Genomic DNA, 23,015 nt, shown 5'->3' with positions numbered 1-23,015 from the left:
TTACTTTTAAAGAAGATCAAAATATTTGATGTTGACTATTGCTAAGCACTTGAACCAAACACGGCAATAGGGGAGCGACCTTTCAAAGCTTGTTCGCTCAGTGGCACTAGCTTAGGATCGTCGCCAACCGCAGCGGCAACCACATCGGAAACAATGATAGGGTATTGCAAATTTTTAGAAATACTTTCCAGTCGAGCAGCGGTGTTCACGACGTCGCCAATCGCCGTGTATTCATGGCGTTCCTCTGATCCCAATATTCCTATGACGGCCTCCCCCGTATGTAGGCCTATGCCAATTTTCCATTCTGAAAAACCCTGAGCAGCAATTTCACGGTTGAAATCCTGCAGCGCTAGCAACATCTCTCTTGCCGCCAACAGGGCTTGCCGCTCAGGATGAGCAAGGGTGTTGGGCGCTCCGAAGAATGCCATCAAGCCATCGCCAATAAACTTATCCACGGTTCCGCCATGCTGATGTATCACTGCAACCATTAATGCAAAATAACGATTAAGAAGATTAACGACTTGCTCTGCAGGCATATGTTCACACATGCTGGTGAAATTGCGAACATCAGAAAATAAGACGCATACTTTTTCTCTTCGGCTATGCTGCATCGCGCCGACCTCGCCGTGCATAATAGCATTCATCACTTGCGGGCTGACGCGACCGGTAAATGCCCTGGCTAGTTTCTGCTTATCGATAAAATGTTTCCATGCCTGTACACTGACACTCCAGGCAATTGCTAAAGTTAAAGTGATCAATATCGGCGACAGCGGCAACCAGATATTGTTTAGAAATAAACCAGCATTCAAGGTGTATAGGCTGAGTAAAACGATCGTAGCCATACACAACTTCAACGCGATACGATGTCCCAATAAGAACAGACCCACAAGCGCACACAATACTGATACTTGCCACGAATCGACCGTTGCTATCAGTCCTTGGTTGAGCATGCTACGCAGCGCCTGCGCATGCACTATTACGCCAGGCACCATGCGCGATTCTGGCAGCCAATCCGCCATCGCCACGGGCAGATGCAAGATATCAACATAATCCTGAGTTGAGCCGATCAATACTACCTTCGCTTCAAACAAATCGCGCAAACCGGCCTCATCGTGTCTCGCATCCATTTGCAGTATCGTTCTCATTGAATGGTAAGCAAATGTTGAACCAAGGCGATAATTAATCTTGCCCCGCCAGTCTTGACGTTTGCCATAGGCCGCCGCGAGCTCACTAGCAAGACTGATATTTAAGCGATCAGGTTGACATCTTTGATCGGGGAAACGACGTATTTTGCCATCAAGATCCGCACAAACATGGGCCGAGGCCAATGACTGAAAATCACTTGCTTGTGTTTGCAGTACCACAGAATAATCTAATTGCGATTCTCTAAAATGATGCGCATCTTTATCCCACACCTTCGCTGCCACCAGTTTTGACTGCGCTATAGTACCAAGCATGCCTTGCAACAGGCGACGATGCAAATCCATTTCTGGATCAGTCTTCAAACCCAAAGTTTCAAAACGTTTTTCAGGCAATGCGATGTCGAGTCCAATCACCTTGGCACCGGATGCAGAGATAATCTCCAATACGCGCGCCAAATGTTGATGACTCAAACTCAGCGGTTCGTCGATACTGTCGATAAAGGCCTCATCCAAACCCACAATCACTGGGTCGACTTGAACGGTCTGGGGAAAATACTGACGACTAAGTTCTACTTGTTTATCGTAGAGCGCGTAGTCTATGCTCTGTCCCAAACGGGTATGCGTGAGAACAGCAGCTATTCCTAACAGGATTGCAATTTGTAGCATCCACCACATCAAGCGGCCAACACGATGCAAACGCAAGCGCGCCAGTGCAGAGCCTAGATTTGAAGTCACTCGCAAACGCTGCGCTACTTTCATTCGCTGTATCATTTTCGCTTTAAGTTTCGCGGTTAGTTTCGTTATTTGTTTCAACGATATTGCCGTGACAAGCTTCAGCACGTTCACGGTGGGCTTAATTTAGAACGGCCGCGCCAAATTTTTTATACTGTATGGTAATCCACCCCGCCCGAGTAGTGTCATAGAACTCTTATTACCAATGCGGCAAAAATCTGCGTTCAATTCACTATTATCCATGACTTGCGGGAATAGATTACTCAAGCTCGCGTTCAAATCCAAAGGGGGCGAAGCGAGAGAAATGACACCACTTACGCCATCTGCGGCAGCCGCCTGAATCACGCTATATTGCAAGCGGGAAGGATCGAACAAACGTGGAGAACCGCCCACACTCAATCGGTTACCACTGCTCAGTATTGCGCTCACCTTGATCTGTACGTCGCCACCAGAGGCCTTTAACGCGGCTGTGTTCGCTTGTATTGCGCCACTATTCATAACCATGATAGGCGCACTCACTTCAATATTTCCACCATTGCCATTTTCCACTCCGGTGACCGAAGTACTGATTTGCGATTGCTGCAAAATCAAAGCGCCCTGACCACTGACACGAATACGCCCACCATTACCACTAACAGCGCTGGTGGTAATGACAGAGGGTGACATGCGCATCTGCTTCCCAAAATCAATCTGAATCTGACTGGCGGCAATATTACCACTCGCTGCCGCAGTGACTTCGGCATGGTCAAGTGTGAATGTCTCCGCTTTTACTTGCAAAGTGCTGATGTTAATTTTATCGGGCCTTGCTACGGTCGCTTGGTTTTTAATCGATAGCCGTGCATGATCAATCAACAGGGTATCGCTTGCCTGGATGCTAACGTTGCCAGTTTGTCCTGACGAAAATTCACCCGCATCAGAGCTGATACTGGCGTTCCCTAGCAGTGACAACCTAGCCGCATCAACTTGCACCGTACCGGCACTTCCTTTGTAGTAGGTGCTCGACGAAATGCCTGCTCCATCCTGTAGCGTCAAACTTTCCACAGCTTTCACCGTAACCGAACCAGCGTTCCCAGTGGAATAGCGATCATAGTCGTTAGCATGAGCTGCACTCGCAATCTCTGTGCGCGGCAGCGCAGGATCTAACGATCCTTTCACGACAATATTGCGCGCCTCTATTTGCACTGAACCCGCAGAGCCCTTCCAATAACTATCGGTAGAACTTGAAATTCTCGCCGAATTTTGCAGACTTAAGTTTTCATTGATTTGGATATTGATATTACCGGCATCGCCGACGCCTTGTGTTCCAACATTGCTGTATATGCCAGTATTGCCATCACCGAAACCATCAATTGTCAGATTTTTAGCGCTCAAACCAATATTGCCGCCAGCGCCGGTGAAGTTAGTTTCTGTCGTAATGTTGGCTCCATTAACGATATGCACGTCGCCACTGGCCTGAATATTGATATTGCCGGCATTGCCAACACTCGCGGTAAAGCTACGTATCCCTGTTCCACTATCACCGAGTCCATCTAAATACAGATCTTTAGTTTGCACAAAAATCTGCCCTGCCGACGCCGCCTTGTAGCGATTGCCTGCGGTGTAAGACGAAGCTGAGATCGTCGCACCTTCCTTTATGACTATTTTCTCACTAGCCTGCACGTTCACTTCACCACCAGCGCCAGCATTGGACAGATAGCTATTGGTTTCGCTGACGATACCGGTAGCTATACCTTTACCATCAAGCTCTACATTTTTTGCTTTGACTGTAACAATACCTGCGCGCCCTTCGGAAAAAGTCGATGTCGCAATTGCGCCCCCATTCTGTATGCGTAAGTTTTCATCGACGCTGACATTAACGCGCCCCGCATTGCCGGTACCACCTTCTGCATTGCTATGAATGCCCGTTGCAGTCAAGTTTTGGCCATCAATGAAAAGCTGCTGTGCTCGAATAGTCACTTCACCACCATCGGCCTTGCCATAGGTCGATGAGCTGATGCTATTACCATTTAAGATTTGTAAAGTGCCGCTGGCTCGCAGTGTAATGTTGCCGGCCTTTCCGCTAGTCTCTGTGGCGTTGCTGGCGATACCGCGAAACGAAGTAAATTCTGGCGAGCCAATTTGGATATCCCCACCGCTTACCAACACATTGCCACCACTCAAACCGGCACTGCCAGACGAATCTAGATGTCCGCCATCGCTTATTTCGATGCGCCCTTTCAAATCAGGCAGATCACGTTGAGTAATGACTTGTTTTGCATCCGCTACCGCCAACACACGAATATCACCGCCATAAGTACGTATCAAACTAGCTTCAATACTGACATCACCTGCGATCAGACTCACTGGCCGTGCATCCACTGGCAATAGTTTTACCCCGCCAGTAAGGCCCAGGGTAGAGCGCTCTCCACCTAAAAAACCAAACGCTTCCGGTGCTGCGCTTGACAAACTACTGCTGGCTTTCAAATCTGCTTGAAACTGCCCGTCCGCAAACTGTAGATAATTAGCCGTCGTCAAATGCAAACCAGCAGGGACATCAATCACGGCACCTTCACTAAACAAGATCCCCTTAGGATTCATCAGATAGAAATTTGGCTTAGAGCCCGCCGCTCCCTGCACTTGCAAAAGCCCCTGTATGGTTGACGCAGTGCCACCGGTAACACGCGCTACGATATTTTGAAATGCATCTGAGGTAGTAAAACTCAATGATTCACCCGGTTTCACATCCAAGACCGAAAAACTGTGAAACAAGTTTTGTCCTTTTATCTGCCCCAAGGTTTGTGGCACCACCATTTTTCCGCTTAGTACCTGCACGGCACCGAGGCTACCGTCAGTGCGGACATCTGCAAATGCGATGCGGTTTTCTTGTAGTAGGCAAACGATTGCTGCCGCCGCAATAAATTTAAGTTGTAAATGGCGTCGTTTCATTGCCAATCCCCCACCAAGATAAAGGCGGCCCAGTAATTTGGATGCAGATAAGCTGGCTGCTGCATCAATTCTAACTGTGCTTGCCGTAAGGACTGCGCTTTGCTCATCCCTTGATTCACAAAGTTTTGATAAACACTCTGCATCAATTGACTGGCGGCCAGATCAGATACAGGCCACAAAGACCCCATCGCACTACGTGCTTTGGCTTTTAGCGCTGCACCTGAGATGCCTAACGGTGCACGGTCATCCCCTTCTGCCGTTTCACATGCCGACAAGATAAGTAAATCTAAAGGACGTTTGTTCAATTGATCCACCGACAACAAAGACTGTAATTGATCGATCGTAATCACGTCATCGTGTGCCAGAATAAAAGTCTTCTCTGCACTACTGCCGAAGATACCATGCGAGGCGATGTGCACAATATCAAACTGCCCGCTTTGCACTTGCTGCGCAAAACGATGGGATGAAAATGCTTGATTTAATAGGGATGTCGCGGGCACGATTTTCTGCAAGGCCTTGATCTCAGCATCAACGCCATCAAGTCGCAAAATCTGTTTGAGTTTGTTTGAAACTGCCTGCGCATCCTCTGCAGAGTTTGTTTCCACCGCATCACTTTGCTTACTGTTGGATATAGAAGAACCACTTTGTAATGCTCTTTTCCTCGCGGCCTTACCGCGCATTTCGCTTGGGCTTAAATCATCAGCCTGCAGCAATTGATCAACCAATTCTTCAGGTAAGCGATCAACTACAGTCCCCGGCTCGCTGACACCGGCCAACAGCACACGGTATTTGTTTCCTGGTTTGCTTGTATCGAATTGTTTTATGTCTTGTTGAGCGATGATACGCAAACCTGGTGAAGTCACGACGGCATATTTCTGTATGCTGTATTGCTGCCCGTCGTGCAACGCAGCAAAAGCTAACAAGCGCAATACACCATCAGGAACAATCACCAGGGTTTCAATTTTTCTCGAACTTAATTCTTTGTCCAAGGGAGCAAGCAGTAACTGGTATAGCCGACGTGACAAAGTTTTATAACTTTGATTCGCCCGCAGAGCACTAGAAAAAGCTGTAACCTCCTGAGTCAATTTGTCTGCTCGAATATCAACACGATGGCGTTCGATGTGACCAGCAGACTCTAGCAACAACTCCAAACGATCAGAAAAAATAATCGGATACAACACAGCCGTCCCCGCTGACAGCTTCAGTGTATTTGATGTGACTGGCTTATTGTTTGAGGTATTTGAGGTGGTGCAGCGATTTCCAAGGTAGTCATCTAACTGATTTTGTTTGATTTGTTCTACCACATCACGTACTTGATATAAGAGTCGGGCAGTTTCATTTGCGTCGGCTTGTTCTGTGCTTTTGAGTAAAGCATCAGCCAAACCTAAATAGACGGGATCAATAATTTCACGCAGACTTGATCGACCTTGCGCATACGACACGGGAATATCCTGACGAATTTCTTGACAATACCGCACTGCCGACTTATAGCTCTTAATCGCATTTTGTGTTTGCTGGTGCCGGGCAAACACACGCGCGCGGCGTGCTTCAAGCGCTATCATCAATTCTGGCGCGTTGAGCTGCTGTAACAACAAAATTGCGCTATCAGAAACTGCCAACAATTCGCTATCGCGACCCAATTCTTCCAGAAGCTGTGCTTGCTGATCTAAAATCTCGACCTGTAAATACTTTGCATCGACTACCATCGCCATCTGCAATGCTAGCTGCAATTTTTGCTGCAAGTTCGACTCCCAATTGAATTGTTTTATCTCACTACTACGTTTGGCTTGCAAGACATATTGCACCAAGTAGCGCGCTTTGTTTTCCCCGTCGGGCAAGCTCTGTATACCGGTCTCAAGTGCTTGCAAAACGGGGACGGTAGGCTGCCTGGTTTGCATCAAGAACAATTGGTTCAAGGCGACACTCACGCTAATTTCGGCTGCGGCAGGAGATGCCGCTATAGCCTCACGATAAGCGATCTGAGCCAGATCGCGCCGCCCCAGTTCAACTTCCACATTCGCGAGCGCTATCAGCGCCTTAGAACGTTGCAATGGGATAAGCGCGGAGTTTACTGCGTCCTGCAAAACGGGATGCGCCTCTTGATAACGTCCCATTTGTTGCAGGTGATTTCCTAATTCCAAGGCGGCCAGGCTGCGTTCACTTTTGAGATTACGACCTATACTGGTCTGATAGCGCGCTCTTAAATCCTGGAGGCGCAACAAGAAACTTGATTGACATTGACTTACTGAGGATGCAGGCAATGCATGTGTCGTCTCTAAATTGCGAGCCTCCGCAACTTGTCCCAACACGATACCCACCACGACCGCAACAAAGGTACGCGACACCGTAGATCGGAAAATCAACCTTGATGAGATCTTGGCTGGCTCTATTGGCGGCATTATTTGCATGACTTGTACTCGCTCAATTAAATTTATAACCAATTTGCAATTGCACACCTTTATCTTGCCAGGTGGACCTCTTTTGACCGGACATAGTAGCTGGCTCTTGACTACGATTGGCTACCACCAAATCGGCAAACCATGATGTGCTTTGTGCTTTCACGCCTATTCCCACTGAAGATAAGGTTTGCGCAGTTTCATGATAGTTTTTTCCGCGTCCTAGATCGACAAACACTAAGCCTGAAATTTGTAGCGCTTTTGCAGCGTCGCTAAACAGATCTTTATGGAATTCAAGACCCAGCATTTGCCCTTGATCTCGTAACAAACTACTTTCTCGAAAACCGCGCACGGTGGCATTGCCCCCCAACGCCATTTTCTCCATGGGAATCAAGCGTGATGGACTCCATTGCCATTGGCTACGAAATACCACCTGAGCATTCCAATCTGGTAGCTGTCTAAGCCATTGTAATTGCCCACTCCAATACCAATACTGACGTGGCGGCACTAACTGAGCATCCGAGTCAGATACGTCAAATCCATGATCGATTTGATTGTTATTGCGTCCAAAATGAAAGACAGAGCGCGCCAGTAAACCTGTTTTTTCGCTGCGCTCACTCCAGTCTTGCGAGAATTTCAGCACTTGCGCTGTAGAACGGCCATTGATCTCGCCTGGGCTAAAAGAAAAGTCTTCGCCTAACAAGCTGCTCCTGGTCTGCTTGCTAGCGAACGCCAGACTAAGGTCAACACGACGGGCTAAAGTATTGACCAGCATCTGACTCAACTTAAATTCGATTGCCTTGGTCTGACTATGGATGTCAACTAAATCTAAGGGAGCCTCGACTACCGAACTACGACCATGATCCCAACTGATTTGTATACTACGATTTGGATCACTGAAAGGCACCGTCCATCCTATGTGATAAGGCACCGCACCATGGCTTTTACCGATTTGTACATCGAACGCGTCGCCACCACCACTCAAATTCCGTATGACTGCGGTTGTCCCGATGACCGCCTCACCAATCGCAGGCGAGCGGTAGTTGTTTGCATAAACAGAAAAACTATAAACAGGCTTGCGCAGCACATCGAGTTCTAAAATAGCTTGACCCAATTCCCCGGTCGGCAACAAACGACTTTGTATACGTTCAAATAAAGGGTCTTGTAACAGCAATTGAAATTGTTCACGCAAACTATTCATGTTGAGTACTTGCGAACGGTCTGGCAAACGTCTTTTTATATAACTAGCATCTAGCCCTTGCAATCCTTGAGCGCGCACTTCCAGCAAACGCCCCTCAATTATCTTAAATTGCAAGCTATCAGTTTGCGGCGTGGAGGGCATCACAAACAAAGCGCCGGAATTCAAGTAGCCTTGATCAATATACAGCCGACTCAAACGGGTACGCATTTCCTCAACATCGCTGGCTGACACATTTTTACCTAGGAAGTCTTGTAGTTTTTCCTGTAGTTGCACTGTCGGTATTTGCGTATTCCCCGAGATATCAATTTCACGTAAAGGTTTTTCAATGACAAATTGTGCGATATATTGCAAAGGTCTCAGGTCAGTTAGTTGGCTTGCATCGACACGCACTTGCGCCGACGCTCCCATGCCGTAAGCACAAAATATTGCCGCAAGAAAAATATGTGCATGGGTAAAGCGAAAATTACAATGTCGATACGGAATGGCCACAGAAAAAAAAGCTTGAGCGTGATGAGAAAAATAGCGAAGCAAGACAAATTTCCTATACAAAACTTAATAAAGGATCTAAAACAAACCCAACTTAAACCCAGAATTTCCATTAGGATTTGAGACGATGGTGAATGCACTTTTCGAGGCTGTTTTTACGTGAATGAGGCGAAAATAGCTCGCTATTTGCAACGAAGAACGAAAAAAATGACCGAAAATGCGCCGCCAGCACTCAAATAGCGTCGAAGACACGCCTAATGGAAAATCTGGGTTAAACAAGATGGCAATAGTAATACGGAATCCAATACAAACTAAGCGCCAAACGACAGATGGCAAAACAAGGGTATTCAAAGGTATCACCATTCAAAAAACAAAAGGCTGCAGGATCATCAATCGCTGCAAGCCTCTTGTTTTCACTGCCCAGCCTACTACTTTGCCACTATTCGATACTAATTCCGAATTTTCTCAAGTTTTATTCATACCTTAGCGCATCAATAGGATCAAGCTTTGCCGCTTTGCTGGCGGGCATCACGCCAAACACAATGCCAACACCTGCGGAGAACACAAACGACAATACGACCGCCCACCACGGCACCACGGCATCAGGAAAATCTGGAATCATTTTCGAGATACCAAATCCCAAACCATAGCCGAGGATCAAACCGATTAAACCGCCTAAAACTGAAAGCGTAACGGCTTCGATCAAGAATTGCATCATGATGTCACGACTACGCGCACCAATCGCCTTACAGATGCCAATTTCGCGTGTCCTCTCAGTCACCGATACCAACATAATATTCATAATGCCAATACCACCCACCAACAAGGCAATCCCCACGATACCGCCCATCACCAACGTCACGGTCGCCGTAATATTATCCAGACTCTTCGACAATTGATCGGACGATTCCATATCAAAATCATCGGGTACATCGGGATCTAATTTATGCGATTTGCGCATGACGGCTTTGATGCGTGGTTTCACTTCTTCCAGTTTAGAAATGTCTTTCAATGACACCGTAAATTGCATGTTGCGCAGGCGCTGATTATTCCCCATCAAACTACGCCCAGTGCGGAAAGGAATAATCACATAATCGTCTTGTGACATACCAAACAATTCACCACGCTTTTCCATCACACCAATAATTTTGAACCACTCATTGCTGAAACTGATGTATTGACCGATAGGATTTTCAGGCAAATGCAAAGACTCTATTAGCTTCGGCCCTATTACTGCTACCCTTCGCGCACTCAACTCATCCGAATCACTCAAGAAGCGTCCCATACTGGCAAAACGTTGCTGTACTTCCTGATAAGTCGGGGTGGTTGCCATGATGCGCGCTGTGGTATCTGTACTACCAAAACGCACGGTCGGTGACGACAACAAGAACAATGGACTGACATCGGCGATTTCATCAACATGCGTGCGTAAATGTTCAATGTCTTCAAATCGCAATTCATTAAATTTCCCGCGCATCGCGTCTTTCATGGTGTTATGCGCAGTGATGGTTAAAGAATTACCACCCAAACCTTCAAACTGTTTGGTCACACTTTTCGACAAACCTTGAATCAGCGAGATCACCGTAATCACCGAAGCGACGCCAATGATAATTCCAAGCGAAGTCAAGAAGCTGCGCATACGATGGGCACGAATTGAATTAAGTGCTGACCGGATACTCTCTATTAAAAGAAACATATTTAACCTCCCGGTACGTTACGAACATCACTTAAAACACGACCGTCATGTAAACGCACGACGCGATGGCATTGCGCCGCGATTTCTGGCTCATGAGTCACCATCACGACCGTTTGACCATTCCGGTGTACTTCTTTGATCAAGTCCAAGATTTCTAAACTAGTACTCGAATCAAGATTACCGGTCGGTTCATCCGCCAACAAAATCGCAGGTTTCCCCACCAACGCGCGCGCGATGGCCACCCTTTGTCTTTGACCACCCGATAGTTCATTTGGACGATGGTGCATACGTGAGCCCAAGCCCACGTGATCCAGTGCCTCGGCAGCCAAACGGCTCCGTTCCTTATGGCCTATGCCGCGATAAATCAACGGCTGCGCCACGTTGTCGAGTGCAGTAGCGCGCGGCAGCAAATGGAAACTCTGAAAAATGAAACCAATCTCAGCGTTGCGAACCAAGGCCAATTCATCGCTTTCCATCGTTGCCACATCGCGGCCATTGAGTTGATAGGTACCTGCACTCGGCCTATCGAGGCAACCCACGATGTTCATCATGGTTGACTTGCCCGAACCGGAAGCACCAATAAACGCCACGAACTCATTACGTGCAATGTGCAGATCCACACCGCGCAAGGCATGCACGGTTTGATCACCCATTTGATAGTTTTTTTCGATAGCGGTCAGCGTAATCACGGTTTTTTCCCATCTGCACTGGCAGCTGATGCGCCTGCAGTTGATGCACTGGCAGCGGGCGCACTGGTGGGTTTAGTGTCGGCAGCTTTGGTCGCCTTCTCAGCAGGCTTTAATTCCTTGACCTGATCACCATCATGCAAGCCACGTAATACACGTGCTGGACCGATGACGACATTATCGCCTTCTGCTACGCCTGACAAAATTTCCTGATTATTGTCATCTGCGATACCGACTTTCACTTCTTTCTTGCGGGCGACACCATCTTTAACAATGAAGACGACACCAGAACCCTTAACAGCTTCTTTCGCTTCTTTCGTGTCTTTGTCCAACTTCATGCTATCGCCCGTCAAGATCGCCTGGATTGGCAACACTGGCTTTGGACTACCGCCGCCGGTAATAATTTCAACCCGACAAGTCATACCGGTACGAATACCCAACATGGTTTCCGCCAGACGTAGTTTCACCACATAGCTCTTGCCTTGTGAGGCACCAGCTAAAACGGCCTTGGGCGCCATCGATACTTCTTCTACGATACCGGCAACTGGCTGATCGTCGAAAGCGGCTGGATACACTTTAACCTTTTGTCCGACTGCTACTTTTGCGACATCAGCTTCATCGACATTGACTTCGGCCATGATGCTGCCCACATCAGCAATCGTCATCAAGGAAGACCCTGCCATGCCAGTCGCACTAGCAACCGCAGTTTCACCAATTTTGATTTGTACTGAGGTTACTGTGCCGCTAATCGGCGCTTTCACTTCGGTTTTATCCAAACGTTTCAAAGCCTGATCTAGAGACGCACTGGCTTGTTGCATACTCTCACGTGCCGCATGTAAATCAACTTTAGCGACATTGAACTGATGCGCTGCATCTTCGTATTTGCTGGTATCAATAAACTTCGCCTCGGCGAGGCGACGACTACGATCCACGTTGACTTGTTGACGATCGACATTCAACTGTGCGCGTTCAATATTTACTTGCGCACTTCGCACAATGGCGCGTTGTTGTGTGACCTCCGCTTTGATCAAAGTTGGATCAAGGCGCAATAGCACTTGTCCTTCTTTTATTTTGTCGCCTTCTTTGACCAGTACCTCAGATACTTTACCAATCACTTCACTCGACAACTGCACTTGTTGACGAAAGACAAAATTGCCCGATGCCAAAATTGAAGGTTGAATTTCTTTCTTGCTGACTGCTGCTAATTCGACTTCCAGTTTTGGTTTTCCGCCACTAAATTTGATGGCAAGTGGCACTGCAATCACGGCGACTAGCGCTGTAATACCGATCAGTTTACTTTTGTTCATAGTCGCTACCGTTTAGTTAGAAAATGCAATTTTTAAAGCCCAACCGCCGTAGAAGAAAGCGTACGGTAACACTGCCGCAAATGCGCAAGCACCTGTGCTGCGTCCGGTCCAAACACGCAAACCAACGAAAGACAAAAATACGGTCCACAGCGTAGGCAAACTCAAATTATTCAAGAAACTCGCCCATGGTGTACCTAGTTGCGCATGTGCTATCAGATAGTTAAACGACAGCATATTCAAGTCTTCCATTGCCACTTGTCCATGGCCTGTTGCAACTTGGAGCGCCATCATTGGCAGACCCAACAAAGCGGGAACACTAATCCAAATAGTAAAGTGAAACCACTTGCCGTAGCCGATTTCGCTCCCCAAAACTTTAGACGCGACCCAATAGTACAAAGCGAATACAGCATAAATGATCGGGGTTGCAATCAGCACACCGCCCAGCGTCGAATACATCATGGCATTTCGTGTCATGAAATTCGCCATTGCAGCTTTCGCTTCAGGCTTGAGGTCTGGCTGAGCACTTAGGGTATGGTCGAGCAACCAAGCAAAATCGACCGTCGAGTAGTACCAATAAAACACGATCATAGTGCCAAGAATAATCAATGCTAATGGCAGCCATGCTGCTGGCTTTTCTTTGAGCGACTCAAAAGCAGATTTTGGTTCGTAGAATACTTTTGCCAAAACAGATATAGCGTTTGAAGACATCATATTTCCTTTTCTTTTTTATTGATTAAGGGAGTATTGCCGTTTTTTACTGCGATTCATTGCATTTCCAGAGGTAGCCAATGTTTAAGGCATCGAATTAAAAACAGCATCATAATCCCAGCTTGTCGAAATTGCATAATTTTTAAATTTGATAGAAGTGGCTTTCTTTGCACTGAATTTTCTGCGCCGGTACATTTCCCTACTGTAGGCATCTGAAAGTACAGCGCTCCATGACGCTAAAGTAGCTTTATTACACTATCATCACATGTGATACGAATGCATTAAGTGTAATCGACGCAACACTCTTCCGGCAAAGGATGCGACAAACGACGACTTATCAGTGATGAATGCCAGCCAAACAGGATGAATTTTTTTCCTGGCAGCTGAGCGAATAAGCCTAGCGCCAGCGCACTGAAACCGCAGGTAAAAAAAATGCGCCCTAAGGCGCACTTTCTGCAATTTCAAGCATTAATCTTGATCTACATGCAAATTAATCACACCTGAAGTAGATGTCGCACATGGCTCGTCATCGAACGCGATATCGCCATTAGGTACGGCATCGCCAGTCAGAGCAAGATCACGGAAATTGAATAAATCTTTATCCATTAAATGGGAGGGAACTATTGTTGATAAAGCCGAGAAAATATTATCAACACGACCAGGATGTTGCTTTTCCCAATCACGCATTAATTGCTTCACATGTTTACGTTGCAAGTTCTCTTGCGAGCCACACAGATTACACGGAATAATTGGGAACTGTTTTACTTCTGCATAGCGCTCAGTATCCAACTCTTTTACATAAGCCAGAGGACGGATCACAATGTGTTTACCGTCATCCGATTGTAATTTGGCAGGCATGCCTTTTAGTTTGCCACCGAAAAACATATTCAGAAAGAAGGTTTCCATAATGTCGTCGCGATGGTGACCAAGTGCAATCTTAGTCGCACCCAACTCATCGGCGACCCGATACAAAATTCCGCGACGCAAACGCGAACACAATGAGCAAGTCGTTTTACCTTCAGGGACCAAACGCTTGACGATGCTATAGGTATCTTGATTTTCGATGTGGTACGGAATGCCAAGCTTATCCAGATAGGCAGGCAAAATATCTTCTGGAAAACCGGGTTGTTTCTGATCGAGATTCACGGCAACGATTTCAAAATTGATCGGTGCCCGCTCGCGCAAAGTCATCAGAATGTCGAGCAAAGCGTAGCTGTCTTTACCGCCCGACAAACAGACCATCACTTTGTCACCGTCTTCGATCATATTGAAATCACCGATTGCCTGACCGACTAGGCGACACAGGCGTTTGTGCAATTTATTATTTTCGTAAGCGATCTTTTCAGGCGATTGGGTTGACGCAGTTTGTGCCAATTTTCCTGGCGTTGGCATAGAGATGACTTGCATGGCCTGACTTACCCTTCTGTTTTGATTTGAAACACTTCCACTCCAACGCCTTCGCAGTCTGGATAGACGTCAGGCTTCATGGTAGAAACACGAACCGCGCGCACACGTGGGTGTGACAGCATGATTTTTGCGACATCGTCACAGAGTGTTTCTTGTAAATGCACGTGTCCTTGCGCAACACGAGCAGCAATTGTGCCACGCATGAAATCGTAATCGACGACTTCATCGAGTTGGTCATCTTTAGGGGTCGATAATGCTAATGGGATGTACAAATCGACATTGATCATCACACGCTGCTCACCTTTTTTTTCAAATTCATGAACGCCGATATTGATAGAGACTTCATAATTGCGCAAAAACAAACGACGGCAATCGGCTAATTGCGGGTGGTGGAGTATGGATAACATAAATGATCGCTTAAATGGTTACTTGGAAAACGTCTAAATTAAATACAATAAAACTGCTAAGGACGCATTGCGTTTGCAGTCGCCAGAAACATCACATCACGTTGTGTTGGAACCAAATGCTGGCCACCATCAACTAATAATGTAGTGCCAGTAATTGCTCTCGCTGCAGCCACATAACACACTGCTTCAGCAATATCTTGCGGGGTGCTGGATCGGCCTAAGGGCGTCACTTTATGCGCGGCCTCAAAATCGCTCGCACTTTGATCTCCAGACACCATAGACAGGCCAGGCGCAATACCAACTACCCTCACTTTTGGAGCCAAGGCTTGTGCTAGCATCGTTGTTGCCGTATGTAATGCCGCTTTCGATAAGGTATAAGACAAATAGTCGGGATTCAAATTAAATAATTTTTGATCGAGAATATTGATCACCACCGCCATTCCGTCTGCCGCATCGACTGCTAAACTGGCCGCCAAATCCTGCGCCAACATCAAAGGCGCCATCAAATTTGCGTGCATATGTTTATCCAGACAGGCTTGTGAAAAATCTTCAACGCTATCGGCTTCAAACAAAGAAGCATTGTTCACGACGCAGTCGAGTCGTCCGAAATACGCCAAGGCTTGCGGAACAACATTCTTAACTTGTTCTACACTATCCAAGTCTGCCTGCACGGCCACCGCACGTCTACCGTAAGCCTCAATCTCTGCCACCACTTGCGCTGCTTCTTGCGCCGACTTGCCATAATGCACCACGATGTCCCAGCCGCGCTGCGCCAGCGTGAGCGCAATCTGACGACCAATGCGTTTGGCGGCGCCCGTTACCAGCGCCACCGGTATCGGTGAAGTCATGGGTAAAGCTGGATTCATACTTATCTTCTTCCTACTTTATCGAATTCAATCTGTCACAGTACGCAAAACCACAACGCGCAGACCATAACAGTTTCTGTCAAATTATTTGATAGTGCAATTAGCGAAAATGTTTTCACTAAATGATGGGAATCGTCCCGCTTTTTAATACAATGCTGAAATGCAGAAACTTAATCCTACTCCCAATCAAAAACTCGTGCTGCCAGTGCCATCGGCCGATGCCCAGCAGGCCTCACGACAACTACAAGAGCTGATACTCGCTGAAATCGCTGAATATGGCGGCGTGATACCGTTCTCACGCTACATGGAGATGGCACTGTATACCCCGCGTTTAGGTTATTACAGTGGAGGTTCCGCGAAGCTGGGTGCAGCCGGCGATTTCACCACCGCACCAGAAATGAGTAGCTTGTTCGGAGCTACGCTCGCCCAAGTTGCGCATCACCTATTTGCACAGACTACACCCGACATCTTAGAATTCGGTGCTGGCTCTGGCAAACTGGCCTTTGACATCTTGTCAGAGTGTCAGTATTCAAATATTCCAATAAAGCGCTATTTTATCGTGGAATTGTCCGGCGAACTCAGAGCTCGGCAAGAAGAACGATTAAAAGATTTCCCGCAAGTGGTTTGGTTGTCCAATATGCCAGATGCTTTTTCCGGCATCGTGATTGGCAATGAAGTCTTGGATGCGATGCCCATCGAACTAGTTATCAAGTCAGACAATTCGTGGAATCGTCTAGGAGTAAGAAAAAATACCGAGGAAAATGCAAACTTTTCGTTAGTGAGCATACAAGACAATCCAGAGACTATCAGGAGTTTGATTAATCAGATTCCTGATGCCGAATCACTTCCACAAGGGTATATCACTGAAGTTCACCCAGTCGCGAACGGATTTATGCGCAGCGTCGCTGCCATGCTTTTAGCTGGGCAGGCTAAAACCGGCAAAGCCGGCGTTAGCATTTGGTTCGACTACGGTTTTCCCGCGCATGAGTATTATTTGCCTCAACGCGACAAAGGCACTTTGATGTGCCATTATCGGCACCATGCACATCCAGATCCATTTTATTTGCCTGGCTTGCAGGACATTACCGCTCATGTTGATTTCACCGCTATGGCACATGCAGGCGTGGAGGCTGGCTTAGATTTATTAGCGTACACTAGTCAGGCTGGCTTTTTGCTGGAAACCGGCCTAACGACTATTCTTAGCAGAATTCCAGTCGAAGATACGGCACGCTATTTACCTGCGACCAATGCCATGCAAAAGCTGATTTCTCCTGCTGAGATGGGAGAATTGTTTAAAGTACTAATACTTGGTTGCGGTATAGATTTACCCGACAATTTGTTACGCCATGATCGTAGCCACAGGTTATAGCCCTTAAACCTGTAATCTATTAAGAATCACACCTAAGGAACATGCATGATACGTTGGGTTATCGTTATTTTTGTAGCACTGGTGGTTTTCGCCAATCTACTACCGTGGCTACAAAAACTCGGCTTAGGTAGATTGCCGGGAGACTTACGTTTTAGATTATTTGGTAAGATATTTACGATTCCGTTTGCCTCTACCATTTTGCTTTCACTTGCTATTCTCTTAATTGCAAAAGTGCTCAAGTAAGACATACCGTGGCGTCCCAGCGACGTTGTATAAATTGTCTTGAAATAAATTGCTACGCAGCTACATTGGTAAGACGGAATCGGTTAAAGTTTGGCTCTAGAACAACCGTCAACATCAATAAGAAAAGCAGCACGCCTTGTTTTGCTAAGAACAATCAAAAAACGCAATTAGCCTCCAGGTAAAAAGGATTCCATGAGCAAGTTAGAAGGAATACGCGCCTTATTAGTCGAACCCCATTCAGGAATGCGGGTGAGCTTACACAATATGCTCAACTTATGTGGCATCACAAAAATTGATCATGCCATCAGCGCGGGCACTGCACTCCGGGCAATTCAGAATAAAGTATTTGATTTAATTTTGTGTGAATACGATCTTGGGGTTGGTCAGGATGGCCAGCAACTTCTAGAAGACATACGCCACCATAAGCTCACGCCGCTCTCGACTATATTCATAATGGTGACTGCCGAACGAGCCTATGCCAAAGTAGTCAGTGCTGCCGAACTAGCTCCCTCAGATTATCTCCTCAAACCGTTTACCGCGGATACCCTACTAGAACGCGTTCTCAAAGCAATTGAAAAGCGTAAAGCCTTTGTCGATGTCTACAACTTCATGGAACAGAGTTTCTTAAGGGAAGCTATCGGCGCCTGTATTGAGGGTGAATCTAATTTCCCACGCTACAGCGTAGATTTTATGCGCCTACGCGCTGAGCTCCATGTTATTTTAGGCGAGGCGGATGAGGCAGAACAGTTGTATGCCACACTCTACGAAATGAAGGCGGTCGCTTGGGCGAAACTTGGCCTGGCCAAAACCTTGTTTATGCAAGGTCGCTACCAAGAAGCTGAAGACATTCTGAACGTACTCGTCCAAGAAAATGATAAGTATATGGACGCCTACGATTGGCTGTCCAAGACTCACGAGGCAATTGGACAACTACCCGAAGCAAAATCAGTGCTCGACACAGCAGTGATAATTTCACCTCATGCGGTGCGACGCTTACGAAAATTAGGCTCATTGGCATTAGAAACTGGCGATATAGAAACCGCCGAAAATGTATTCAAAAAGGTCGTCAGTAAAGCCAAATTTTCAGAGTTCCGGGATCCTGAGGATCACGTTAAATTAGTTAATGCCTTAGTAAAAAAAGGTGACCATGAACAAGCAAAATCGGTGATTCGCGATTTAGAAAAAAGCATGGTTGGCGTCAAAAAAACGGAGGCTTGCCGTGCGATTTCAGCCGCCATGTTACATGCCGCAACCGGTGATGCCAGGCTAGCGCAAGAACTTACTGCTGCGGTCGAAGCCAACCGGGAAGATATCGGTTTATCGAATGATCTTAAGCTTGGCCTGGCTAAGAGCTGTCTTGAGCATAATCAAGAAGAAGCTGCATCAGAAGTCATTATGGAAGTCATGCGAAATGCACCAAACCAAGATATGGTGACAAAAGCTATGGGGGTTTTTGAAAGTGCTGGTAAAGGTCACTTAGGACAAGAGCTGGCGCAACGCAGCCAAAAAGAGGTACGTGACCTGGTTGCGCTGGGCGTACAAAAAGCCAAGGAAGGCGACTTCCGCGGCTCAGTTGATCTTATGTCGAGTGCTGCACGTAAGTCCCCCGACAACCCACAAGTGGTATTGAATGCAGCACTGGCGGCACTCAAATGTATAGAAAACCTGGGTTGGGATCCTGCAACTGGCGCATTGGCAAAACAATTAATCGATTCCGCTGCGCGCTTAGATCCTATGAATAATCGTCTCAAGGCAATCCGTGGTCTCTATGAGGAACTACAAAAACGCTTTGGTATCGATGCGCTTCGCATTAAGTCAGGTTAAATTTCTCGAAAACATCTCAACTGCTTGAAACGCCTTCCTTGCAGCGATTCACTGGAAAACAAGTCTAGCGCCACTTTGAGTTCTACTAATTTGATTTTTTATGAATCCTATGCAAAATGTCACACCCGCACGCGAGCAGCTGCTAGAACAAATCCGTGCGGACAAGAGCTTACCAACGCTAGGGGTTGCGATCGCCAAAGTAGTGCAAATGACCTCTTCCGGTGAAGACTCAGTAACTGATCTGGCGCACTTTATATTGTCGGACGTCGCTTTAACACAAAAAATTTTGCGACTGTCTAATACGATTACTTATCGTACTCCGGGCGGCACGATTGTCACCACGATTTCGAGAGCGATATTTTTGCTGGGTTTTGACACGATCAAAGCAAATGCTTTAGCCAGCTTGCTGGTGGAAGGTTTCAACGATGCCCGTCAAGCTCATGTGGTACGACAGGAGCTAGTCAAAGCATTATGCGCCAGTGTCTGCGCTCGAGAAATTGCACGAAGATGCCGACATCCTAATCATGAAGAAGCCGCAGTGGCGTCCCTTTTTAAGAATATCGGACGCGTCTTGGTCGCTTCGTTCGATCATCACCTGTACGATAAAATTCAAGAACTTAGCGCTTCACACCCTGAGCGGGCTATAGAAATTTGCGGACAATTATTGGGGTGTAGCTTTGAGCGCTTTGGCGAGACTGTACTACACGATTGGAAAATACCTAACAGCATTATTAGTGCTTTACAGCCGACTCACGGCAACCAGAAAAAAACCAATATTGGCAATGAATGGATTAGGCAAGTTGCCAGCTTTAGCGAAAATTTGGCATCCATCTTGGTCAACACTGATACAGCACCAACGCAATCAGTGATGGAAGAGCGCTGCCAACTGATGGTTTCACGTTATGGCATTGCGCTGGATTTCGATGCTGACCAACTACAGGTCATCTTGAAAACCGTGGACAAAGAAGCGCGCCTTTTGGCAAATACACTGAATGTAGCGCTGGCACCAATTACCACATCAGCTATTACGATGCCAACTAAAGCATCCGATGTCTTCAATGAATTTATGTTAACCAGTTTCGACACTCAGCAATTAGAAGCGGGAGTTCGGCACGCCAGCGGCAAGCCAGTAAATGCACGCGACTTGTTATTAGCTGGCGTGCAGGATGCAACTCAAATGTTAGCTTCGAACCAAGTCAAATTGAGTGATCTCATTTTGCTAGTATTGGAAACACTGTATGGTGCGATGGGTTTTCGTTTTGCGATGGGTTTTCGTTTTGCGACGGCCTGTCTGCTCGACGTACATACAGGAAGATTTAACGCCAGAGTCGCTGTTGGTGAAAAGTATGCCGAGCGTCAACGTGCTTTTCACTTTTCCGCATTGACTGACAATTCAATATTTCACCTAGCGTTAAGCAACAATGTCGACTTAATGATTTCAAATGCCAGCGGTCCGAAAGTTCAAAATATATTGCCGGATTGGCATAAACAATTATTGCCAGATGCACGGAGCTTCATCATTTTGCCCTTAGTGATTGACCGCAAGCCTTTAGGATTGTTCTATGCAGATCGTGCATTCGCTGCAGAGGAAGGCGTGCCTGCGGATGAAACCGCGCTCATCAAAACCTTAAAAGGACAATTAATGGGCGCGATGATCAAGCGCTAAAAGCTTACTGCAACGGTATGCCTTGTTTTTTTGCAAGGGCGTCAATATCCTGCCATATCGTCATTTGATTCAGTAGTCTAGTCGCGGCATCAAGCATCCCATTCAAGTTAAAGAAACGCTCTACGGAAGCTTCGTCAAAATTCATAGATTGAGAGAAGTTAGTCTTGCCGTATTGTTTCTTGAACGCCAGCAGCAGATCTCCCGGTGTATCTTTATGCCATGACTGCATCATTCCACCGACCATCAACGAGCTATCAATAGTTTGCTCTAACAAGCGTGGATTTTTTACAGTCGCTAAATCACGATAATCCAGCAGTCTCGGGAAATAGAATTTCTTAATCCAATGCGCGGGAATTCCTTGCTCACGATTAAGCAATACGCTACGCCATAACTTCCAACTTTTGGCGGCGTTATCTACTACTTCAAAATGAGTGTCTGCAGAAACTTCACAGTCCTCATCTAGAACGATTTCGAGAACAATGGGAATTCCCACCTGACTCGCAATAATTTCAAGGTTTTCCACCGTAGGCTTAACACCGGGGTTCGACTGTAACTGCCCAACAAAGGCTGTCAACGCTGACTCGTGTTCAATATAAAGCTGACTCGTTAGCTGGCAAAACGCTGCGGATGCCGAGAAATAGGCCATAAGTTCACCAACATACACCCCGCTTCCATGCGTTTCTAATGCTTGGGGAGCCATTAAACCCTCGCGCGGAAGATTCGCAGGGATGCCTTCTCGCAGAAAGCTGTATAGTGAGGTTGAAATACTACCTAGCTTGACGGTAGTACCCTTAGGGAGTATGAAGCTTGTCATCATTATCTTTCTAAATTTAGTACTGTTTTCTTCGATAACTAGGTAATTCTAGAAACTGCCTAAATTAAGCAATACCATCATTCCCAAGACAGCAAAAACTAAAGCTGCAAACCAGCGTACATAATGGAAAGGGAAATTTGGAGAGGCAACTTTACCTAATAGGACAGCTGGCACATCGGCAATCAACATACCCAATGTTGTACCTGCTATCACTAAGCCTAAATCACTGTATTTTGCAGCAAGCGCAACGGTAGCTAATTGAGTTTTATCGCCAATTTCCGCAAAGAAAAAGGTGACGCAGGTCAGTAAAAACACCCCCATCTGCCCCTCTTTAATACCTTCATTATCCATTTCGTCTGGCTTCAAGGTCCATACCGCAATTGCGATAAAAGAGGCACCCAATAACCAACGCAAGATCTCAGTTGGGAAATAACTGACCACCCACTGGCCGAACAAACCGGCCAAACTGTGATTGGCCAAAGTTGCAACCAAGATTCCTAGAACAATAGGAATAGGCTTACGATATCGGGCGGCTAGTAGCAATGCTAAAAGTTGAGTTTTGTCGCCGATTTCACCGACAGCAACAGCGAGAGTCGAAACTAAAAATGCTTCCATGATTGAATGCGGATGGGCACTGGGTTTAATTTACGCAATGAACAAATCATTCCTTTGCCCATCCTGGGTAAAAGAAATAAAGTGCTCAAAGGTCTTGCCAAATTCGAACAACGAGGTCTGTTGTAAGAATCAAATGTACCATGACCGGATGGCCAAGTATGTTGATACATCTATTTTCCCATATATGAAAAAACAGGCTACTCCCCAATGAATACAGTCGAAATTATACCCTGAAGCCCTGCTAGAGGAGTATTTAACTTGCAGTAACAAAAAAATTTGGATCGCAGTCGAACAAGAAAAGAAGAAGTTTTTGTAGTTCGAGAAGATTCGAGACGATGGCTTAGCTGATTTAAACGGGAAATAAAGCGATAAGTGGAGTTGATGAGAATTGGTGAGCTATGAAGAGGTTCTGATTTAAAGCGCAAAAAGCAAAAGCCCCTGATTCGAAGTGAATCAGGGGCGATGCGGAATAAGAGCCTGACGATGACCTACTTTCACACTGGTTGCAGCACTATCATCGGCGCA

General features: G+C 46.5%; 17 protein-coding genes and 1 riboswitch. Of the genes, 4 read left to right on the top strand and 13 right to left on the bottom strand.

Translation table 11 applies throughout. From position 1 onward, the window contains the following. Positions 1–41 precede the first annotated feature (41 nt). The 11 genes from ACO0KZ_RS11625 to ACO0KZ_RS11575 all read right to left on the bottom strand — a co-directional run bounded on the left by ACO0KZ_RS11625 (position 42) and on the right by ACO0KZ_RS11575 (position 15,941). Positions 42–1,913 carry a CHASE2 domain-containing protein gene (locus ACO0KZ_RS11625; protein WP_422995325.1) on the bottom strand — a complete coding sequence of 624 codons (1,872 nt, stop codon included), beginning with the start codon at positions 1,911–1,913 and terminating at the stop codon, positions 42–44. An 87-nt stretch (positions 1,914–2,000) separates the two neighbouring features. After that, positions 2,001–4,799, bottom strand: a complete 2,799-nt coding sequence (locus ACO0KZ_RS11620; protein WP_422995324.1) for a filamentous hemagglutinin N-terminal domain-containing protein — start codon at positions 4,797–4,799, stop codon at positions 2,001–2,003. Beyond that, positions 4,796–7,207: a CHAT domain-containing protein gene (locus ACO0KZ_RS11615; protein ID WP_422995323.1), complete on the bottom strand. Its 2,412-nt coding sequence runs from the start codon at positions 7,205–7,207 to the stop codon at positions 4,796–4,798. Before ACO0KZ_RS11615 ends, ACO0KZ_RS11620 begins: the two co-directional genes overlap by 4 nt. A 13-nt stretch (positions 7,208–7,220) precedes the next feature. Next, on the bottom strand, positions 7,221–8,927 hold the full coding sequence (locus ACO0KZ_RS11610; protein WP_422995322.1) for a ShlB/FhaC/HecB family hemolysin secretion/activation protein: 1,707 nt from the start codon (positions 8,925–8,927) through the stop codon (positions 7,221–7,223). 427 nt (positions 8,928–9,354) lie between these two features. Beyond that, positions 9,355–10,578: an ABC transporter permease gene (locus tag ACO0KZ_RS11605; RefSeq protein ID WP_422995321.1), complete on the bottom strand. Its 1,224-nt coding sequence runs from the start codon at positions 10,576–10,578 to the stop codon at positions 9,355–9,357. A gap of 2 nt (positions 10,579–10,580) precedes the next feature. After that, on the bottom strand, positions 10,581–11,267 hold the full coding sequence (locus ACO0KZ_RS11600) for an ABC transporter ATP-binding protein (RefSeq protein ID WP_422995320.1): 687 nt from the start codon (positions 11,265–11,267) through the stop codon (positions 10,581–10,583). Continuing rightward, on the bottom strand, positions 11,264–12,571 hold the full coding sequence (locus ACO0KZ_RS11595; protein WP_422995319.1) for an efflux RND transporter periplasmic adaptor subunit: 1,308 nt from the start codon (positions 12,569–12,571) through the stop codon (positions 11,264–11,266). The genes ACO0KZ_RS11600 and ACO0KZ_RS11595 overlap by 4 nt, the downstream gene beginning before the upstream one ends. 12 nt (positions 12,572–12,583) lie before the next feature. After that, entirely contained in the window at positions 12,584–13,282 is a 699-nt protein-coding gene (locus tag ACO0KZ_RS11590) for a YIP1 family protein (RefSeq protein WP_422995318.1), read from the bottom strand. A 465-nt stretch (positions 13,283–13,747) separates the two neighbouring features. Next, positions 13,748–14,671, bottom strand: a complete 924-nt coding sequence (ttcA, locus tag ACO0KZ_RS11585) for a tRNA 2-thiocytidine(32) synthetase TtcA (RefSeq protein ID WP_422996027.1) — start codon at positions 14,669–14,671, stop codon at positions 13,748–13,750. A gap of 23 nt (positions 14,672–14,694) precedes the next feature. Further along, complete coding sequence (locus ACO0KZ_RS11580) at positions 14,695–15,093, bottom strand: dihydroneopterin aldolase (protein ID WP_314858503.1); 399 nt, start codon at positions 15,091–15,093, stop codon at positions 14,695–14,697. Between the two features lie 56 nt (positions 15,094–15,149). Then, positions 15,150–15,941 carry an SDR family oxidoreductase gene (locus tag ACO0KZ_RS11575; RefSeq protein WP_422996025.1) on the bottom strand — a complete coding sequence of 264 codons (792 nt, stop codon included), beginning with the start codon at positions 15,939–15,941 and terminating at the stop codon, positions 15,150–15,152. A 178-nt stretch (positions 15,942–16,119) separates the two neighbouring features. Between ACO0KZ_RS11575 and ACO0KZ_RS11570 the strand changes: the two genes are divergently transcribed. From ACO0KZ_RS11570 to ACO0KZ_RS11555, 4 genes are all read left to right on the top strand, one after another. Beyond that, a complete protein-coding gene (locus tag ACO0KZ_RS11570) occupies positions 16,120–17,328 on the top strand; it encodes a class I SAM-dependent methyltransferase (protein ID WP_422995317.1) in 1,209 nt (402 codons plus the stop codon). Between the two features lie 45 nt (positions 17,329–17,373). Next, a complete protein-coding gene (locus ACO0KZ_RS11565) occupies positions 17,374–17,571 on the top strand; it encodes a DUF2905 domain-containing protein (protein ID WP_422995316.1) in 198 nt (65 codons plus the stop codon). A 192-nt stretch (positions 17,572–17,763) separates the two neighbouring features. Further along, entirely contained in the window at positions 17,764–19,395 is a 1,632-nt protein-coding gene (locus ACO0KZ_RS11560) for a tetratricopeptide repeat protein (RefSeq protein ID WP_422995315.1), read from the top strand. Between the two features lie 100 nt (positions 19,396–19,495). Beyond that, positions 19,496–21,061, top strand: a complete 1,566-nt coding sequence (locus ACO0KZ_RS11555) for an HDOD domain-containing protein (protein ID WP_422995314.1) — start codon at positions 19,496–19,498, stop codon at positions 21,059–21,061. A gap of 4 nt (positions 21,062–21,065) precedes the next feature. Here the strand turns inward: ACO0KZ_RS11555 and ACO0KZ_RS11550 are convergent, their stop codons facing one another. Then, complete coding sequence (locus tag ACO0KZ_RS11550) at positions 21,066–21,761, bottom strand: hypothetical protein (RefSeq protein WP_422995313.1); 696 nt, start codon at positions 21,759–21,761, stop codon at positions 21,066–21,068. 162 nt (positions 21,762–21,923) lie between these two features. Continuing rightward, positions 21,924–22,490 (bottom strand): TMEM165/GDT1 family protein, encoded by a 567-nt coding sequence (locus ACO0KZ_RS11545; protein ID WP_422995312.1) that lies wholly within the window; start codon positions 22,488–22,490, stop codon positions 21,924–21,926. A gap of 48 nt (positions 22,491–22,538) precedes the next feature. After that, positions 22,539–22,708: riboswitch (yybP-ykoY riboswitch) on the bottom strand. Positions 22,709–23,015 lie beyond the last annotated feature (307 nt).

The sequence above is a fragment of the Undibacterium sp. Di24W genome (assembly GCF_049340325.1).
Classification (GTDB): domain Bacteria; phylum Pseudomonadota; class Gammaproteobacteria; order Burkholderiales; family Burkholderiaceae_D; genus Undibacterium.
Note: the sequence above shows the minus strand (reverse complement) of the source record. Positions and strands in the feature narration are given on the sequence as shown.

What these genes read in the sequence shown, in the direction of transcription:
- ACO0KZ_RS11560 (WP_422995315.1), top strand. Translation starts at nt 17,764, where the DNA reads ATGAGCAAGTTAGAAGGAATACGCGCCTTATTAGTCGAACCCCATTCA.
- ttcA (WP_422996027.1), bottom strand. Translation starts at nt 14,671, where the DNA reads ATGCCAACGCCAGGAAAATTGGCACAAACTGCGTCAACCCAATCGCCT.
- ACO0KZ_RS11550 (WP_422995313.1), bottom strand. Translation starts at nt 21,761, where the DNA reads ATGGCTCCCCAAGCATTAGAAACGCATGGAAGCGGGGTGTATGTTGGT.
- ACO0KZ_RS11595 (WP_422995319.1), bottom strand. Translation starts at nt 12,571, where the DNA reads ATGAACAAAAGTAAACTGATCGGTATTACAGCGCTAGTCGCCGTGATT.
- ACO0KZ_RS11575 (WP_422996025.1), bottom strand. Translation starts at nt 15,941, where the DNA reads ATGACTTCACCGATACCGGTGGCGCTGGTAACGGGCGCCGCCAAACGC.
- ACO0KZ_RS11580 (WP_314858503.1), bottom strand. Translation starts at nt 15,093, where the DNA reads ATGTTATCCATACTCCACCACCCGCAATTAGCCGATTGCCGTCGTTTG.
- ACO0KZ_RS11620 (WP_422995324.1), bottom strand. Translation starts at nt 4,799, where the DNA reads ATGAAACGACGCCATTTACAACTTAAATTTATTGCGGCGGCAGCAATC.
- ACO0KZ_RS11555 (WP_422995314.1), top strand. Translation starts at nt 19,496, where the DNA reads ATGAATCCTATGCAAAATGTCACACCCGCACGCGAGCAGCTGCTAGAA.
- ACO0KZ_RS11565 (WP_422995316.1), top strand. Translation starts at nt 17,374, where the DNA reads ATGATACGTTGGGTTATCGTTATTTTTGTAGCACTGGTGGTTTTCGCC.
- ACO0KZ_RS11570 (WP_422995317.1), top strand. Translation starts at nt 16,120, where the DNA reads ATGCAGAAACTTAATCCTACTCCCAATCAAAAACTCGTGCTGCCAGTG.
- ACO0KZ_RS11605 (WP_422995321.1), bottom strand. Translation starts at nt 10,578, where the DNA reads ATGTTTCTTTTAATAGAGAGTATCCGGTCAGCACTTAATTCAATTCGT.
- ACO0KZ_RS11615 (WP_422995323.1), bottom strand. Translation starts at nt 7,207, where the DNA reads ATGCAAATAATGCCGCCAATAGAGCCAGCCAAGATCTCATCAAGGTTG.
- ACO0KZ_RS11545 (WP_422995312.1), bottom strand. Translation starts at nt 22,490, where the DNA reads ATGGAAGCATTTTTAGTTTCGACTCTCGCTGTTGCTGTCGGTGAAATC.
- ACO0KZ_RS11590 (WP_422995318.1), bottom strand. Translation starts at nt 13,282, where the DNA reads ATGATGTCTTCAAACGCTATATCTGTTTTGGCAAAAGTATTCTACGAA.
- ACO0KZ_RS11625 (WP_422995325.1), bottom strand. Translation starts at nt 1,913, where the DNA reads ATGATACAGCGAATGAAAGTAGCGCAGCGTTTGCGAGTGACTTCAAAT.